Source organism: Dactylosporangium sp. NBC_01737 (assembly GCF_035963215.1).
Lineage (GTDB): Bacteria > Actinomycetota > Actinomycetes > Mycobacteriales > Micromonosporaceae > Dactylosporangium.
Genome location: NZ_CP109153.1, coordinates 11,875,519 through 11,891,250, shown reverse-complemented (window position 1 = coordinate 11,891,250; position 15,732 = coordinate 11,875,519). Strand labels below are relative to the sequence as shown.

Annotated in this window: 15 protein-coding genes; 8 read left to right on the top strand and 7 right to left on the bottom strand. The window is 71.5% G+C overall.

Annotated elements, in window-relative coordinates; translation table 11 throughout:
• Both OHA72_RS54775 and OHA72_RS54770 read left to right on the top strand, forming a co-directional pair.
• On the top strand, positions 1 to 1,737 hold the full coding sequence (locus OHA72_RS54775) for an ABC transporter ATP-binding protein (RefSeq protein WP_327004038.1): 1,737 nt from the start codon (positions 1 to 3) through the stop codon (positions 1,735 to 1,737).
• Positions 1,738 to 1,986: 249 nt separating this feature from the next.
• The gene (locus tag OHA72_RS54770; RefSeq protein WP_442788434.1) at positions 1,987 to 3,975 is read left to right on the top strand and encodes an ABC transporter ATP-binding protein; all 1,989 of its coding nucleotides are present in this window, start codon (positions 1,987 to 1,989) and stop codon (positions 3,973 to 3,975) included.
• A 503-nt stretch (positions 3,976 to 4,478) separates the two neighbouring features.
• Here OHA72_RS54770 and OHA72_RS54765 read toward each other — a convergent pair.
• On the bottom strand, positions 4,479 to 5,438 hold the full coding sequence (locus OHA72_RS54765) for a quinone oxidoreductase family protein (RefSeq protein WP_327004037.1): 960 nt from the start codon (positions 5,436 to 5,438) through the stop codon (positions 4,479 to 4,481).
• Positions 5,438 to 5,668, bottom strand: coding sequence for a hypothetical protein (locus OHA72_RS54760; RefSeq protein WP_327004036.1), 231 nt, complete (start codon positions 5,666 to 5,668; stop codon positions 5,438 to 5,440). The genes OHA72_RS54765 and OHA72_RS54760 overlap by 1 nt, the downstream gene beginning before the upstream one ends.
• Before the next feature lie 68 nt (positions 5,669 to 5,736).
• Between OHA72_RS54760 and OHA72_RS54755 the strand changes: the two genes are divergently transcribed.
• The 4 genes from OHA72_RS54755 (at position 5,737) to OHA72_RS54740 (ending at position 9,227) form a co-directional block, all read left to right on the top strand.
• Entirely contained in the window at positions 5,737 to 6,369 is a 633-nt protein-coding gene (locus OHA72_RS54755; protein WP_327004035.1) for a TetR/AcrR family transcriptional regulator C-terminal domain-containing protein, read from the top strand.
• Positions 6,370 to 6,476: 107 nt separating this feature from the next.
• A complete protein-coding gene (locus tag OHA72_RS54750) occupies positions 6,477 to 6,896 on the top strand; it encodes a YciI family protein (protein WP_327004034.1) in 420 nt (139 codons plus the stop codon).
• The gene (locus OHA72_RS54745; RefSeq protein WP_327004033.1) at positions 6,869 to 8,218 is read left to right on the top strand and encodes an RNA polymerase sigma factor; all 1,350 of its coding nucleotides are present in this window, start codon (positions 6,869 to 6,871) and stop codon (positions 8,216 to 8,218) included. The genes OHA72_RS54750 and OHA72_RS54745 overlap by 28 nt, the downstream gene beginning before the upstream one ends.
• A gap of 160 nt (positions 8,219 to 8,378) precedes the next feature.
• Positions 8,379 to 9,227: an NAD-dependent epimerase/dehydratase family protein gene (locus OHA72_RS54740; protein WP_327004032.1), complete on the top strand. Its 849-nt coding sequence runs from the start codon at positions 8,379 to 8,381 to the stop codon at positions 9,225 to 9,227.
• A 19-nt stretch (positions 9,228 to 9,246) separates the two neighbouring features.
• Here the strand turns inward: OHA72_RS54740 and OHA72_RS54735 are convergent, their stop codons facing one another.
• The 4 genes from OHA72_RS54735 to OHA72_RS54720 are packed head-to-tail and all read right to left on the bottom strand — an operon-like array spanning position 9,247 to position 12,860.
• On the bottom strand, positions 9,247 to 9,630 hold the full coding sequence (locus OHA72_RS54735; RefSeq protein WP_327004031.1) for a VOC family protein: 384 nt from the start codon (positions 9,628 to 9,630) through the stop codon (positions 9,247 to 9,249).
• Positions 9,631 to 9,643: 13 nt separating this feature from the next.
• A complete protein-coding gene (locus OHA72_RS54730) occupies positions 9,644 to 10,195 on the bottom strand; it encodes a hypothetical protein (RefSeq protein ID WP_327004030.1) in 552 nt (183 codons plus the stop codon).
• Positions 10,196 to 10,225: 30 nt separating this feature from the next.
• Complete coding sequence (gene pgi / locus OHA72_RS54725; protein WP_327004029.1) at positions 10,226 to 11,863, bottom strand: glucose-6-phosphate isomerase; 1,638 nt, start codon at positions 11,861 to 11,863, stop codon at positions 10,226 to 10,228.
• 28 nt (positions 11,864 to 11,891) lie between these two features.
• A complete protein-coding gene (locus OHA72_RS54720; RefSeq protein ID WP_327004028.1) occupies positions 11,892 to 12,860 on the bottom strand; it encodes a sulfite exporter TauE/SafE family protein in 969 nt (322 codons plus the stop codon).
• Between the two features lie 84 nt (positions 12,861 to 12,944).
• Between OHA72_RS54720 and OHA72_RS54715 the strand changes: the two genes are divergently transcribed.
• Both OHA72_RS54715 and OHA72_RS54710 read left to right on the top strand, forming a co-directional pair.
• Entirely contained in the window at positions 12,945 to 13,493 is a 549-nt protein-coding gene (locus OHA72_RS54715; RefSeq protein ID WP_327004027.1) for a hypothetical protein, read from the top strand.
• 15 nt (positions 13,494 to 13,508) lie between these two features.
• The gene (locus OHA72_RS54710; protein ID WP_327004026.1) at positions 13,509 to 14,057 is read left to right on the top strand and encodes a hypothetical protein; all 549 of its coding nucleotides are present in this window, start codon (positions 13,509 to 13,511) and stop codon (positions 14,055 to 14,057) included.
• Here the strand turns inward: OHA72_RS54710 and OHA72_RS54705 are convergent.
• Positions 14,047 to 15,684, bottom strand: coding sequence for a methyl-accepting chemotaxis protein (locus tag OHA72_RS54705; RefSeq protein ID WP_327004025.1), 1,638 nt, complete (start codon positions 15,682 to 15,684; stop codon positions 14,047 to 14,049). The two genes, OHA72_RS54710 and OHA72_RS54705, sit on opposite strands and share 11 nt — an antisense overlap.
• Between the last annotated feature and the right edge of the window lie 48 nt (positions 15,685 to 15,732).

Below are 15,732 nucleotides of genomic sequence, written 5' to 3'. Positions count from 1 at the left end.
ATGCTCATCCAACTGCTCAAGACCTACCTACGGCCATACAAACGGCCGATCACGCTGGTGGTGCTGCTGCAACTGGTGCAGACCCTCGCGACGCTGTATCTGCCGACCCTCAACGCCGACATCATCGACGGCGGCGTCGTCACCGGCGACACCGGCTACATCATGCGCATCGGCGGCTGGATGCTCGCCGTCACCGCCGTGCAGATCGTGTGCTCGGCCGCCGCGGTCTACTACGGGGCCCGCACCGCGATGGCGCTCGGCCGCGACGTGCGCGCCGGCATCTTCGACAAGGTGCAGGAGCTCTCGGCGCGGGAGGTCGGGCAGTTCGGCGCGCCGTCGCTGATCACCCGCACCACCAACGACATCCAGCAGGTCCAGATGCTGGTGCTGATGACCTTCACGCTGATGGTGTCCGCGCCGATCATGTGCGTCGGCGGCATCATCCTCGCGCTGGTGCAGGACGTGCCGCTCTCGGCGCTGCTGCTGGTCGTCGTGCCGATCCTGATCGGCGTCATCTCCGTCATCGTGGTGCGGATGCGCCCGCTGTTCCGCACCATGCAGGAGCGCATCGACCTCGTCAACCGGGTCATCCGCGAGCAGATCACCGGCATCCGGGTCATCCGCGCGTTCGTCCGCGACGAGCACGAGCGGGTCCGCTTCGCCAAGACCAACGGCGACCTGCGCGACGTGTCCCTCGCCGTCGGCCGCCTGATGTCGCTGATGTTCCCGACGGTGATGCTGGTCGTCAACGCCTCCAGCATCCTGGTGCTCTGGTTCGGCGCGCACCGCATCGACAGCGGCGGCATGCAGGTCGGGGCGCTGACCGCGTTCCTGAGCTACCTCATGCAGATCCTGATGGCGGTCATGATGGCGACGTTCATGTTCGTCATGATCCCGCGGGCCGAGGTGTGCGCCGAGCGCATCCAGGAGGTCCTCACCACCGAGTCCAGCGTCGTGCCGCCGGCGAAGGCGGTCACGAGCCTGCCCCGCCACGGCGAGCTGGAACTGCGCGGCGTCGAGTTCCGCTACCCGGGCGCGGAGTCGCCCGTCATCAGCGGCATCGACCTCGCCGCCCGCCCCGGCGAGACGACCGCGATCATCGGCAGCACCGGCGCCGGCAAGACCACCCTGCTCAACCTGGTCCCGCGCCTGATGGACGCGACCGGCGGCGCCGTCCTGGTCGACGGGGTCGACGTGCGCGACATCGACCCCGCGCTGCTGGCGGCGACGGTGAGCATGGTGCCGCAGAAGCCGTACCTGTTCTCCGGCACCGTCGCGTCCAACCTGCGCTACGGCCGGCCCGACGCGACGGACGCCGAGCTGTGGCGGGCCCTGGAGGTCGCGCAGGCCGCCGACTTCGTCCGGGCCATGCCCGACGCGCTCGACGCGCCGATCGCGCAGGGCGGCACCAACGTCTCAGGCGGGCAGCGGCAGCGGCTCGCGATCGCCCGGACGCTGGTCGCCCGGCCCGAGGTCTACCTCTTCGACGACTCGTTCTCCGCCCTGGACTACGCGACCGACGCCGCGCTGCGCGACGCGCTGCGCGCCGAGATCGCCGACGCGACGGTCGTCATCGTCGCGCAGCGGGTCAGCACGATCCGCGACGCGCACACCATCGTCGTGCTCGACGAGGGCCGCGTGGTCGGCACAGGCACCCACACCGAGCTGATGGACGACAACGCGACCTACCGCGAGATCGTCCTGTCCCAGCTCACCGAGCAGGAGGCAGCAGCATGACCGGAGCGCAGCGGAGGGGCCGGGCATCGGCAGTGCAGTCCGTCGTGCGGACGCTGGAGCGTAGCGGAGGTGGCAGCATGACCGGACCGGAGCGCAGCGGAGGGGCCGGGCATCGGCAGTGCAGTCCGTCGTGCGGACGCTGGAGCGCAGCGGAGGTGGCAGCATGACCGGACCGGAGCGCAGCGGAGGGGCCGGGCATCGGCAGTGCAGTCCGTCGTGCGGACGCTGGAGCGCAGCGGAGGTGGCAGCATGACCGGACCTGGACGTCCTGGCGGCGGGCCGGGCGGTGGATCGCGGCCCTCGCCGCCCGCGTTCGGCCCCGGCCGGATGATGATGGGTGCCGGCGGGCCGCCGGCGAAGCTGGAGGACTTCAAGGGCTCCAGCAAGCGGCTGCTGCGGATGCTGGCCCCCGACCGGCTGCTGGTCATCGCCGTGCTCATCTTCGGCATCGGCAGCGTCGTGCTGTCGGTCATCGGGCCGAGGCTGCTCGGCAAGGCCACCGACGTCATCTTCGAAGGCATCATCGGCCGGGAGCTGCCGGAGGGCGTCACCAAGGACGCCGCCGTCGCCGCGGCGCGGGCCAGGGGCCAGGACCGCTACGCCGACATGCTCGCCGCGATGGACCACGTCGTGCCCGGCCGTGGCATCGACTTCGACCGCCTCGAGCGGGTGCTGCTCTGGGTCGCCGTCATCTACCTCGGCGCCTGGATCCTCGGCCTGCTGCAGGCCCGGCTCACCACCGTCGTCGTGCAGCGCACCGTCTACCGGCTCCGCGAGCAGGTCTCGGCGAAGCTGTCCCGGCTGCCGCTGAGCTACTTCGACCAGCAGCCCCGCGGCGAGGTCCTCAGCCGCGCCACCAACGACACCGACAACATCGCGATGACCCTGCAGCAGTCGCTGAGCATGCTGCTCACGTCCCTGCTGACCATCATCGGCGTCCTGGGCATGATGTTCTGGATCTCGCCGCTGCTCGCGATCATCGCCCTGGTCACGGTGCCGGTCTCGGTCCTGGTCACGATGCGCATCGGCAAGCGGTCCCAGCCGCAGTTCGTCCGGCAGTGGGCCACCACCGGCAAGCTCAACGGCCACATCGAGGAGATGTTCACCGGGCACTCCGTGGTGAAGATCTTCGGCCGCCAGGCCGAGGCCGCGAAGACGTTCGAGGAGCACAACGAGGCGTTGTACACCGCGTCGTTCCGGGCCCAGTTCATCTCCGGGCTCATCCAGCCCGCGATGATGTTCATCGGCAACCTCAACTACGTCCTCGTCGCCGTCGTCGGCGGGCTGCGGGTCGCGTCGGGGTCGCTGTCCCTCGGTGACGTGCAGGCGTTCATCCAGTACTCCCGCCAGTTCAGCCAGCCCCTGACCCAGGTCGCGAGCATGGCCAACCTGGTGCAGTCCGGTGTCGCCTCCGCGGAGCGGGTGTTCCAGCTGCTCGACGCCGCCGAGCAGTCCCCGGATCCGGTCAAGCCGTCCCGGCCCGCCCAGGTGCGGGGCAAGGTCACGTTCGAGGGGGCGTCGTTCCGGTACAAGCCCGACGAGCCCCTCATCGAGGACCTCACCCTCACCGTCGAGCCCGGCCAGACGGTCGCGATCGTCGGCCCGACCGGCGCCGGCAAGACCACCCTCGTCAACCTGGTCATGCGCTTCTACGACCTGACCGCCGGGCGCATCCTCCTCGACGACGTCGACATCGCCACCATGACCCGCGACGACCTCCGCGAACAGATCGGCATGGTCCTGCAGGACACGTGGCTCTTCCAGGGCACCATCGCGGAGAACCTCGCCTACGGCGCCGACCACCCGACCCAGGACAAGATCGTCGCCGCGGCCGAGACGGCCCACGCCGACCGCTTCGTCCGCACCCTCCCCGACGGCTACGACACCGTCATCGACGAGGAGGGCGCCGGCGTCTCGGCGGGCGAGAAGCAGCTCATCACGATCGCCCGGGCCTTCCTCGCCGAGCCGACGATCCTCATCCTCGACGAGGCCACCAGCTCCGTCGACACCCGCACCGAGGTCCTGATCCAGCGCGCGATGAGCACCCTGCGCGCAGGCCGGACGAGCTTCGTCATCGCCCACCGCCTGTCCACCATCCGCGACGCCGACCTGATCCTCGTCATGGAGCACGGCACGATCGTCGAGCAGGGCACCCACGAGTCGCTGCTCGCCTCGGGCGGCGCCTACGCGAGGCTGTACTCCGCCCAGTTCGCCGCCGCGGCCGTCGAGGTCGACTGACCGCCGGCGCGACCCACCCCCGCCTGGAGATCCTTCCTCGGGGGTGGGTCGCGCTTCGCGTTCGGGTCGTCATGCCCGTAATAGAAAAATCCGTCACGGCTGCGGCCTTTGTGTTTCCGCGCAGCCTCCGGCTGCGGGACGGGTGGCGCTGTTACTGCCCACTTCCGGGCTGGGGCTCGGTCATGATCGAAGGACGAGGATGGCTGTCCGGGCGGCCATGGTTGTCTCTCGATCACGAGTCGGGCGGGGAGATCGCCGTCCGAGTGCCTGTTCTACAGCCGCCTGGGGTCGCGCGGTAAGGGCTGGGACCGGCGGATGACGTGGCGAGCCGAGTCGGGTGCCGGCGGCGTGGGTGAAGGACGTCCGTTCCATCGCACGAGGCCGCGTCCCCGCCGACGAACGCAAGCTCCGCGAAGACCTCACCACGGCACCTGACTCGCCAGAGTCGTCAGCTGAAGCGCAACGCCGTCTTCACGCTCCCCGGCCCCGATCCGGTCTGCCGGTCACGGCAGCACGACGAGCCGGCAGCCGCGGAGGTCGGTGCGTTGCCAGGCGGTCTCGATGTCGCTGAGCGGGACCTTCACGATGTCGAAGGTGAGTTCGCCGGACCGTGCCCATGTCACGACCTGGGTGTACGCCTCGTGCATGGTGTGCGGGTCGAGTCCTTTGGCTGCACCGCAGATCTCGACACCGGAGGTGCGCAGGCTCTCCGCGGCGAGGGTGAGGCCGGCGCCGGCGGACTCGCCGATCTGGATCAGCCGGGTCGGCTTCGGGAACGCGAAGGTCTCCGGGATCAGTGATCGCAGCAGGATCTCGGTGGGGCGGCCCCAGAGGTAGTCCAGCACGACGTCGTAGCCGTCGCCCTTGGCGTCGAGGTACGCCTGCGCCAGGGCTTCGTCCGGAACGGCGGTGTTGATCACCTCGTCGGCGCCGATTTCGCGCACCTCGGCCAGGGCGGCGTTGTCGCGGCCGGTCGCGATGATCCGGCCGGCGCCGAGCAGCCGGGCGACCTTCACCGCGAGCCGCCCCGCGACGCCGGTGGCGCCCTGCACGAGCACGGTCTCGCCCGGCGCGAAGCCGGCGGCGGTCCTGATGGACATGCCGGTGATCGCCGTGCCCAGCACGGTCGCGATGGCCGGGTCGATGCCCTCCGGGATCGGCATGTGGGCGCCCTTGGGCACCACGGTCTTCTCGGCGAGCGCGCCATAGGGCCGGCGTGGGTTGCCGAACCCGACCAGGGCGCCGTCGGGTAGTGCGCCGATGCCGTCGAAGGCGGGAATCGCCGGTAGCTGGGCGGTGTACTGCCGGCTCGCGTAGTGCGTGCCGGCCGCGATGCGCTTGTCGACGTTCTCGACCGCGACCGCCTTCACGTCGATGACCACCTCGTCGTCGCCGGGCACGGGATCGGGGAAGTCCTCGTAGCGGGGGACGCCACCGATCTCGTGCAGCACCGCCGCCTTCATCACACCTCCCGGCCGAAGAACGCCGCGACCCGGCGCTGCCAGGCCGGCATGAACCGGGCAGGACGAGCGGGCGAGTGGTTCCACCGGTGGTTCAGCGAAGGGCGAGCGGTGCCGCGGCCGTGGACCGTCGTGCCGTGGTGACCGGCCGGCTGGTCGGCGTGCGCGGGGACTCCCGGAATGCGGTGGGTCGTGCGGTGCAGCAGGTCGCGGAGCGGGTGCCTGGTGGTCATCTGATCTCCCTCTCTACCAGTGATAGGGAGACTTTAGCACTGATAGAGTGCCGGTGGGGAGGTACCAAGTGGCGCTAGACCGACAGCGGATCGTCGCCGAAGCCGTCGCCCTGCTGGATGCCGAGGGCCTCGACGGCGTGACGACACGCAAGCTCGCCGCCCGGCTCGGCGTGCAGTCACCGACCCTCTACTGGCACCTGCCCAACAAGGCGGCCCTGGTCACCGCGATCGCCGACGCCATCCTCGACCAGGAATTCGGCGACATGTCACCACCTGAGCCGGACCAGCCCTGGCAGGACTGGTTGAGCGGGCTCGCCGGACGGCTGCGCCGGGCCCTGCTCGCCCACCCCGACGGCGCCCGCGTCATCTCCGCCTCCCAGCTCTCCCGCACCATGGCAGCAATCTCCGAACTGGCCATGAGCACACTGGTGGCCCGCGGCGTCCCCCTGCGACATGCCCGCGTCATCGTCCTGACCGTCGAACGCTTCACCGTCGGCCACGTCCTGGAGGAACAAGCCCCCCGCCCCGACGCCGAAGCGGTCAAGGACCTCGACATGGCCACATTCACCGAGCAGCACCCGACCGTCGTGGCCGCCATCACCGAGTACTTCCGCCCCGGCCGCACCGTCGACGACCTGTTCCGCGACTGCCTCGAAGTGGTCATCGCAGGCGCCGCGGTCAAAGCCGGGACCACCCCCTGACCGATCCGGGAAATTTCTTCGGGGCGCTGTCGATCGGTGGCCACGTCGTTCGACCTAGGGGTGAGAGGGTCGAGGGGCGACCCCGAAAGGCAAGGAGAAAAACCACGATGACGAAGTACATGCTGATCATGCGCGGCACCGACGAGTCGATGGCGAAGATGATGGAGACGCCGTTCGAGGAGATGCTCGAGACGATGGGCCGGTTCAACGAGGAACTGATGCGGGCCGGTGTGCTCGTCGCCGCCGAGGGGCTGGACGACCCGGCGGCCGGTGTGGTGGTGCACTTCGACGGTGAGGCGCCGGTGGTCACCGACGGTCCGTACGGGGAGACGAAGGAGCTGTTCGGCGGCTTCTACCTGCTCGACGTGGCCAGCAAGGAAGAGGCCGTCGAGTGGGCCAAGCGGCTCCCGGCGGGCGCCGGCTCGAAGTGTGAGATCCGGCGGGTGCCGAGCATCGACGAGTTCCCGCAGGACAACGAGTGGATCGTCAAGGAGCGGGCGTGGCGCGAGCGGACCGGCCAGCTCTGATGCCGACCGGCAGCGAGGGGCCGCCCACGGGCGGCCCTCCCGTCGCCGACGCGCGGGCGCGGCGGGCCGTCGAGGCGGTCTGGCGGATCGAGTCGGCGAGGATCGTGGCGGCGCTCGCCCGGTACACCGGCGACTTCGAGCTCGCCGAGGACGTCGCGCAGGAGGCGGTGGCGGAGGCCCTGGTCAGCTGGTCACGGGACGGGGCGCCGGACAACCCGGTGGGGTGGCTGCTCGCGACCGCTCGGCGACGGGCCATCGACAGCTACCGGCGCAGGTCGGCGCGGGACGACCGGTACGCGGTGCTCGCCGGTCAGCTCGCCGAGGGTGAGGCGGCCACGGGGGCCGTGACGCCGCCGGTGCGTGGCGACGACCTGCCGTGGGACCCGGACCGCATCGACGACGACATCCTGGCGCTCATGTTCGTGGCGTGCCACCCGGTGCTGGCGCCCGAGGCCAGGGTCGCGCTGACGCTGCGCACCGTCGGCGGGCTGGCCAGCGAGGAGATCGCGCGGGCGTTTCTGGTGCCGGTGCCGACGGTGCAGGCGAGGATCACCCGGGCGAAGAAGACGATCGCCGCGGCGAAGGTGCCGTTCGAGCTGCCGCCGGCGGGCGAGCGGCGGGAGCGGCTCGGCGGGGTGCTGAGCGTGCTCTACGTGATCTTCACGGAGGGTTCGACCGCGACGGCCGGGGATGACCTGCTGCGGCCCGATCTGGCGTACGAGGCGATGCGGCTGGCCCGGATGCTGGCCGCGGTGCTGCCCGACGAGCCGGAGGTGTACGGGCTGCAGGCGCTGTTCGAGCTGACGGCGGCCCGGTTCCCGGCGCGCACCGGGCCCGACGGGGAGGCGGTGCTCCTCGAGGACCAGGACCGGCGGCTGTGGGACCGCTCGGCGATCCGCCGGGGGCTCGCCGCGCTCGGCACGGCGTCGAACCTCGGGCGGGGGCTCGGCCCGTACGGGCTGCAGGCCGGGATCGCGGCCTGCCACGCGACCGCGGCGTCGGTGGGGGAGACGGACTGGGATCACATCGTGCTGCTGTACGAGGCGCTCGGGCGGATCGCGCCCTCGCCCGTCGTCGAGCTCAACCGGGCCGTCGCCGTCGCCATGGCGAGCGGGCCGCAGCGGGCGCTGTCGATCGTGGACGAGCTCGTGGCCACCGACCGGCTGCCGGGCTCGCACCTGCTGCCGGGGGTCCGCGGCGAGCTGCTCATCAGGCTCGGCCGCACCGCCGAGGCCCGCAAGGAGCTGGAGCTGGCCGCCCGGCTGTGCCGCAACGCCCCGGAGCGCGCGGTGCTGCTGCGCAAGGCGGCCGCCCTGACCTGAGGGCGACGACGGTACGGAATCGTCGGCCGCCGAGAACGGCCGGACGATCGCCATCGTCACGACGGTGACCGGGAATACCCTCGTCGCGGGGGCATTCCCGGTCAGCGGCGCGGCGTTGGTCACGCTGCGCCGGACTCCTGCCCGGCCCTACGGTCGTTCCATGAAGATCGTATTGACCGGTGGGACCGGGTACATCGGATCTGTGGTGCTGGAGCAGCTCGTCGCCGCCGGGCACGCCGTCACGGCGCTGGTGCGCAGTGACGAGGCCGCGGCGAAGGTCCGTAAGGCGGGTGCGGAGCCGGCCGTCGGGGACCTGTACGACACGGCGTGGACGGCCCGGCTGTTCTCGGCGGCCGACGGTGTGGTGCACACCGCGGCCCCCGGCGACGGGACCAGCGAGCAGTTCGACCGGGCGGTCGTGGCGGCCGCGGTGGAGGCGCTGTCCGGGACCGGCAAGCCGTACGTGCACACCAGCGGGGTCTGGGTGTACGGCGACAACGCCGACATCGCCGAGGACGCGCCGTTCGCGCCGCCGGCGCTGACCGCGTGGCGGCGGGCGGTCGAGCGGTCGGTCCTCGACGCGGACCTGACGGCCACCATCGTGGCGCCCGGGATCGTCTACGGGCACGGCGGCGGCATCCCCGCCGGGGTGCTCGCGCCGGGGCGGGACGAGCAGGGCCGGGTCCGGCTGGTCGGCGACGGCAGCCAGCACTGGACGAGCGTCCACGTCGAGGACGTGGCCGCGCTGTACGTCACCGTGGTCGAGCGGCGGGAGCGCCTCGGCTACGTGGTCGCCGCGTCCGGGGTGAACCCGACGGTCCGCGAGGTCGCCGAGGCCGCGTCCGGCGGCGCCGGGGTGGCACCGGAGAGCGTCGAGGCGTCCCGGGAGCGGCTCGGTGCGCCGTTCGCCGACGCGCTGCTGCTGGACCAGCAGGCGACCGGCGCGAAGGCCCGCTCGCTGGGCTGGACGCCGACCCGGGCGACCCTCGTGGAGGACCTGCGCGGCTGAACAGGCGTCGGCTGACCGCTCAGGCGACGCAGAACTCGTTGCCCTCCGGGTCGAGCATGACGATGTTGCCGAGCTGCTCGTCGTAGGTCACCTCGCGCACCAGCGTGGCGCCCGCGGCGACCAGCTCGGCGGCCCTGTCGCGGATGAGCCGGGCCCGTTCGGCCAGGTCCCACGGCGGTTCGCCGGCCACCCGGATGTCGATGTGCATCCTGTTCTTGGCGGTTTTTCCCTCTGGTACGCGCAGGAAGCCGATTGCCGGGCCGACGCCGTCCGGGTCGACGATCGAGGCGCCGTCCGGCTCGTCGTAGCCGGGCTCGGGCACGTAGCGCAGCGCGGCCGCCCAGAACGCGGCGAGTGCGGCGGGGTCGGCGGCGTCGCAGCCGAGGGTCCAGTGGGTCGCCATACGCGCACCGTAGCTAAGGACCGCGCCGGCGGCGCGGCGGGACGCCGAACAGCGGCATGCGCCGCAGCGGCACGTCGGTGACGGGCTCGCCGGCCAGAGTCAGCAGGTGGCGCATGCTCAGGCGGACCAGGGCGTGCGCGGTGTAGAACAGCCAGCCCGCCAGGGGCAGCTCGATCAGCAGGGCGGTGCCGAGGCTGACCCAGCGGTCCGGGCCGGCCGCCGTCATGAGGTCGAACCACGCGTCGCAGGCCAGCAGGGCGGCGCTGAGGACCGCGGTCAGCACGACGACCTGGCGGCGGCGCACCGCCGCCCACGCGGTGAGCGCGAGGGCGGCGGCGAGGACCAGGTCGAAGCCCACCCAGGTGGCCCGCCAGTGACCGGCGAGGTACCGCGGCGGCAGCGTCCACGCCAGCGCCGCCACCCACGGGATCATGAGCAGGCTGGCGGTGGCGACCACGACGACGAACCGGCGCCGGGCGTGCTCGGCGGCGGTCTGGGACGCGATCGGCGCCGGCGCCAGGCGGGCGAGGCGCCGGGCCAGGTCGGCCCGCTCGGACGGCGACATCCGAGCGAGCTCGTCGTCGGTGACCGGCACTCAGCGGCCGCGCTGCGCCCGGTAGCGGGAGACCAGGGCGGCGGTCGAGGAGTCCAGCGCGGACAGGTCCCCGGCCCCGGTGAGCGCCGGCTCGATCCGCTTCGCGAGGACCTTGCCCAGCTCCACGCCCCACTGGTCGAAGGAGTCGATGTCCCAGATGGCGCCCTGGACGAAGACCTTGTGCTCGTACAGGGCGATCAGCTGCCCCAGCACCGACGGGGTCAGCTTGTCGGCGAGGATCGTCGTGGTCGGGCGGTCGCCGCGGAACGTGCGGTGCGGGACCTCGGCGGCGGCCACGCCCTCGGCCGCGACCTCCTGCGACGTCTTGCCGAAGGCGAGCGCCTGGCCCTGGGCGAACAGGTTGGCCATCAGCAGGTCGTGCTGGTCGGCGAACACGCCGAGGCCAGGGGCCGGCTGGGCGAAGCCGATGAGGTCCGCCGGGATGAGCATCGTGCCCTGGTGGATCAGCTGGTAGTAGGCGTGCTGGCCGTTGGTGCCCGGGGTGCCCCACACGACGGGGCCGGTCTGCCAGTCGACCGGGTGGCCGTCGTGGTCGACGTACTTGCCGTTGGACTCCATGTCCAGCTGCTGCAGGTATGCGGTGAATCGGGACAGGTAGTGGCTGTAGGGCAGCACGGCGTGGGTCTGCGCGTCGTGGAAGTTGCGGTACCAGATGCCGAGCAGGCCCAGCAGCAGCGGCGCGTTGCTTTCCGGCGGGGCGGTGCGGAAGTGCTCGTCCATGGCGTGGAACCCGTCGAGCATCTCCCGGAACCCGTCCGGGCCGAGCGCGATCATCAGCGACAGGCCGATCGCGGAGTCGTAGGAGTAGCGGCCGCCGACCCAGTCCCAGAACTCGAACATGTTGGTCGTGTCGATGCCGAACTTCGCGACCTCGCCGGCGTTGGTCGACACGGCGACGAAGTGCTTCGCGACCGCGGCGTCGTCGCCGAACGCCTCGAGGATCCACTGGCGGGCGGCGGTCGCGTTGGTGATCGTCTCGATCGTGGTGAAGGTCTTGGACGACACGATGAACAGCGTCGTGGCCGGGTCCGCGGCGCGGACCGCCTCGTAGAGGTCTGCGCCGTCGACGTTGGAGACGAAGTGCATCTCCAGGTTGCGGTCGGTGTAGGCGCGCAGCACCTCGTAGGCCATCGCGGGGCCGAGGTCGGAGCCGCCGATGCCGATGTTGACGATCGTGGAGATCCGCTTACCGGTGAAGCCGGTCCACTCGCCGGATCGGATCCGCTCGGCGAAGGCCGCCATCCGGTCCAGCACCGCGTGCACCTTCGGCACCACGTTCTCGCCGTCGACCTCGACGACCGCGCCGCGGGGCGCGCGCAGCGCGGTGTGCAGCACCGCCCGGTGCTCGGTGAAGTTGATCCGGTCGCCGCGGAACATGGCGTCGCGCAGGCCGGCGACCCCGCGCGCCGCGGCGAGGTCGCGCAGCAGGCCGAGGGTCTCGTCGGTGACGAGGTGCTTGCCGTAGTCGAGATACAGGTCGCCGACCTGCAGGGAGTACTTCTCGCCGCGCCGGGGGTCGTCGGCGAACAGGTCCCGCAGGTGCACCTCACCCAGCTCGGCGCGGTGTTTCGCCAGCGCAGCCCACTCGGGCAGTTGGTTGAGTCGGCCGTGAGACATCAAGCACTCCTTCAGCGAGGTCACACTCTCACTGGGATTGTGCCCCTTTCGCGTCCGTCTCGTCCTCCGTGCGCCGATCTTGCGGTTGGTCCCGCCCCGTGAGGAGCACGGCGACCGGTTCGGCGGGCGGTGCCGGTACACCCGCGGAAGATGCCTGACGCCGGCGGATCGCGATCACGACGGCCGCGACCGTGGCGGCCCCGACCACGGCGCCGACCGCGGGCGTCGGCACCTCGAACAGCTTCAGCGCGCTGGCGATGAGCACGATGACCAGCGCCGCTCGGACCACGCCGGCCGGCGCCCGCGACGACAGCCGGGCGCCGATGAGCACGCCGGGCACCGAGCCGACCAGGACCGCGGCGGCGAGGTCGAGCTTCAGGTCACCGAAGATCGCGTGGCCCAGTGCCGCGGCGGCGACCAGGGGGATGGCCTGGACCAGGTCGGTGCCGACGAGGTCGTTGGGGCGCAGCATCGGGTACAGCGCGAGCAGGATCACAATGATGAGCGAGCCGGACCCGACGGAGGTCATCCCGACGACCACCCCGCCGAGCGCGCCGAGCAGCACGGTGGGCACCGGCCTGATCACGATTTTCTGGTGCATTTCGGATTTGTCGGACTTGCTCCCCTTGTACGCCTTGATCAGCAGGCCGGCGACCGCGAGCAGCAGTGCGACGCCGAGCGCGACCCGGACGACGTCCTGCACCGACTCGCCGTCGCCGAGTGCCCGCATGAGCAGCACGCCGAGGAACGCCGACGGCACGCTGCCCAGGCACAGCCATCGCACCAGCGCCCAGTTGACCGTGCCGCGGCGGGCGTGCACCCAGCCGCCGAAGGGCTTCATCACCGCGCTCGCGGCCAGGTCGCTGGAGACCGCCGCGAGCGGAGGGATCCCGAAGAACAGCACGAGAATCGGTGTCATCAGCGCGCCGCCGCCCATGCCGGTGAGGCCGACGACGACGCCGACACCGAGCCCGGCCAGGGCCATCACAGGATCCACCGGGGAATTGTGCACCATGCCGGTCGCTTTGGAGGGTTCGAAACGGGGCTGCGACGGCCCGCGTCGCCCCGATACCGTGTGACGATGCAGGTGGGTACCCAGGTGCGGCTGGTGTTCTGGTCCGTCGCGGCGACCGCTGTGCTGCTGGTCCTCGACGCCGCCGTGACCGCGGTCGTGCAGCGCGACCTGGCGGCGCTGCACAGCGTGCTCATGTCGCCGCGGCAGCTGCAGCAGGTCGAGGCGGACTACACCAACAACCTGCTGGTCGCCTCCGTCGGCGCCGTGATCGTGACAGCGCTGGCGCTGGTTGTACGCCGGCACAGCCCGAAGATCAGGGCGGCGATCTGGGTCATCGGCCCGCTGCTCGCCCTCGCCCTGCTGTGCGGGCTCGTCGGCGGCCCCGAGTGGGCGGTCGCCCCAACCGGCGACGAGCCGGAGCTGCTGCGGCAGGAGTACGCGCGAGCCGTGCCGGAGTGGTATCTGTGGGTGCACGGCATCGCCGGGCTCTTCGCGGCGGGCCTGCTGTTCTTCATCGCCGGCTTCATCACCCGCAGCGACCTGCGTGAGTACTACATGGAGACGCACGGCACCGGGGACAGCTACCGCTCGTGGATCGACCGCACGAGCGGCTGACCGTATCCTGCTCGCGTGACTGCACCGAGGCCGCCGTCCTGGCGTGGTGCGCCGCCGGCGCCCCAGAAACGGATTCCGGGCGATCTGCCCTTCGTCGTGCGGCGCAGCGCCGGGCGGATGGCGGTGTTCCTCGGCATGGTCTTCCTGGCGATCTGGGTGCTGCTGACCGGCCTGCTGGCGTTCGGCCTGCTCGCCGGCGAGTCCCCGGACCGCACCGGCGGCGACCTCGTCGCTGTCGTGGCGCTCGGGTTCTGCGCGCTGCTGGCGTTCGCCGCGGTGGTCGCCGTCGCCGTCCGCCTGGTCGTCGCGGCGGGCCCGGTGCTCGCCCTCGACCACGCCGGTCTCTGGGTCAGGAACTCGCAGGCGATGTGGGCCCGCGCGGTCTGGGTCCCGTGGGAGTCCGTCGAGCGGGCCGGCCCGCGCCGGGTCCTGCTCGCCCGCACGCTCGTCGTCACCGTGGGCGGCGGCCGCGTGCGCTATCTGGTACCGCTGCGGCTCAACGACCGCACAGAGGCGGAGATCATCGCGACGGTCGCCAGGTTCCGCGGCTCGATCAGTACCTGAACCGTGACACCAGGCCGCGCAGTTCGTCGGACAGCGCCGCCAGCTCCGCGGCGGCCTGGCGGCTCTCGCCGGTGCTCTGCGCCGTCGCCTGCGCGGCGGTGGCGACCCCGCTGATGTGCGCGGCGATCTCCGCGCCGAGGCCGGCGGCCTCACCGACGTTGCGGTTCATCTCGTTCGTCGTCGCGGTCTGCTCCTCGACGGCGCTGGCGATCGTCACCTGGTAGTCGTTGATCCGGGCGATGATGTCGCCGATCTCGCTGATCGCCTCGACCGCGCGGCCGGTGTCGGCCTGGATCGCCTCCACCCGGCGGGAGATGTCCTCCGTCGCCTTCGCGGTCTCCTGCGCCAGGTCCTTGACCTCGCCGGCGACGACGGCGAAGCCCTTGCCGGCCTCACCGGCCCTGGCGGCCTCGATGGTGGCGTTGAGCGCGAGCAGGTTGGTCTGCTCCGCGATCGACGTGATCGCCTTGATGACGGAGCCGATCTGCGCCGAGGACTCGCCGAGGCTCGCGATCGTCGCGTTCGTCGACTGTGCCACCGCCACGGCCTGCGCGGCGACCCGGGCGCCCTCGTTGGCGCTCGCGGAGATCTCACGGATCGACGAGCCCATCTCGTCGGCGCCGGTGGAGACCGTCTGCATGTTGCGCGACACCTGGTCGGCGCTGCTCGCCGCGGAGCTCGCCTGGGTGCTGGCCGAGTCGGCGTTCACCGCGATGCGGTCGCTGAGCGACGTGAGCTGCGAGGAGTTGGACGACAACGTGTCGGCGCTCGTACGCAACGCGCGGACGGTCTCCCGCACCGACTCGGTGGCCTGGTTGAGCGACGCCGCCATCTGCCCGACCTCGTCGCGGGACGTGACCGGGACGGTGTGGGTGAGATCGCCGGCCGCCACCTTCGCCAGGGACTGCGACACCTCACGCAGCGGCCGCACGATGCGCCGGGTGATGGCCGTGGCCAGCAGCACCGCGAGCAGCAGGCCCACGACGATCACGGCGACGATCAGGCGCACGGCCGCGTGGTAGGTGTCCGTGGTCGCCTTGACCTGCGCGCCCGCGCTGGCCACCTCGGCATCGACGAGCTCCTGGAGCCGCACGTCCATCTGGTCCTGGCCGTCGCGGAACGCCTTGACCACCTCGGCCTGGCCGGTGGGGATGGTGACACCGGCCGGCGGCTGCTGGAACACCACCGTGTCGCGCAGGGCCCGGTACTGCGTGGCGGCCGCCTCGAACGCCCGCACCGGCGTCTCGTTGGCGCCGTTCTTGGCCGCCCGGTAGGCCGCGACCGCGTCGTCGACGATCTTGTCGTCGGCGCGGACCATCGTCAGGTACTTCGCTACGTCCGGCCCCTGCGGATTGTTGACCTCGACCGCAAAGTAGAATGCCAGGTCTGAGTACATGTTCTCGATACCGCCCCGCGCGGCGTCTGCGTAGCGCAGGCCATCGACGTTCTGCTCTTTGATCGTGGTGAGCCGGTCGTTGAGCGTGCTCATCCGCGCGATCGACAACCCGCCGACGCCGACCGCCACGAGGATGACGATGACGACGGCAAGGTAGATCTTGCTGCCGACCCGCATGTCGTGGAAGGCGCGCAGCGGACCGGAGCGCGGCGGAGCGGTAGGAGCGGTCACGGGGGCGCACCTCATTCGGCGAACGGCGTTGAAACAGCGTCTGACCGG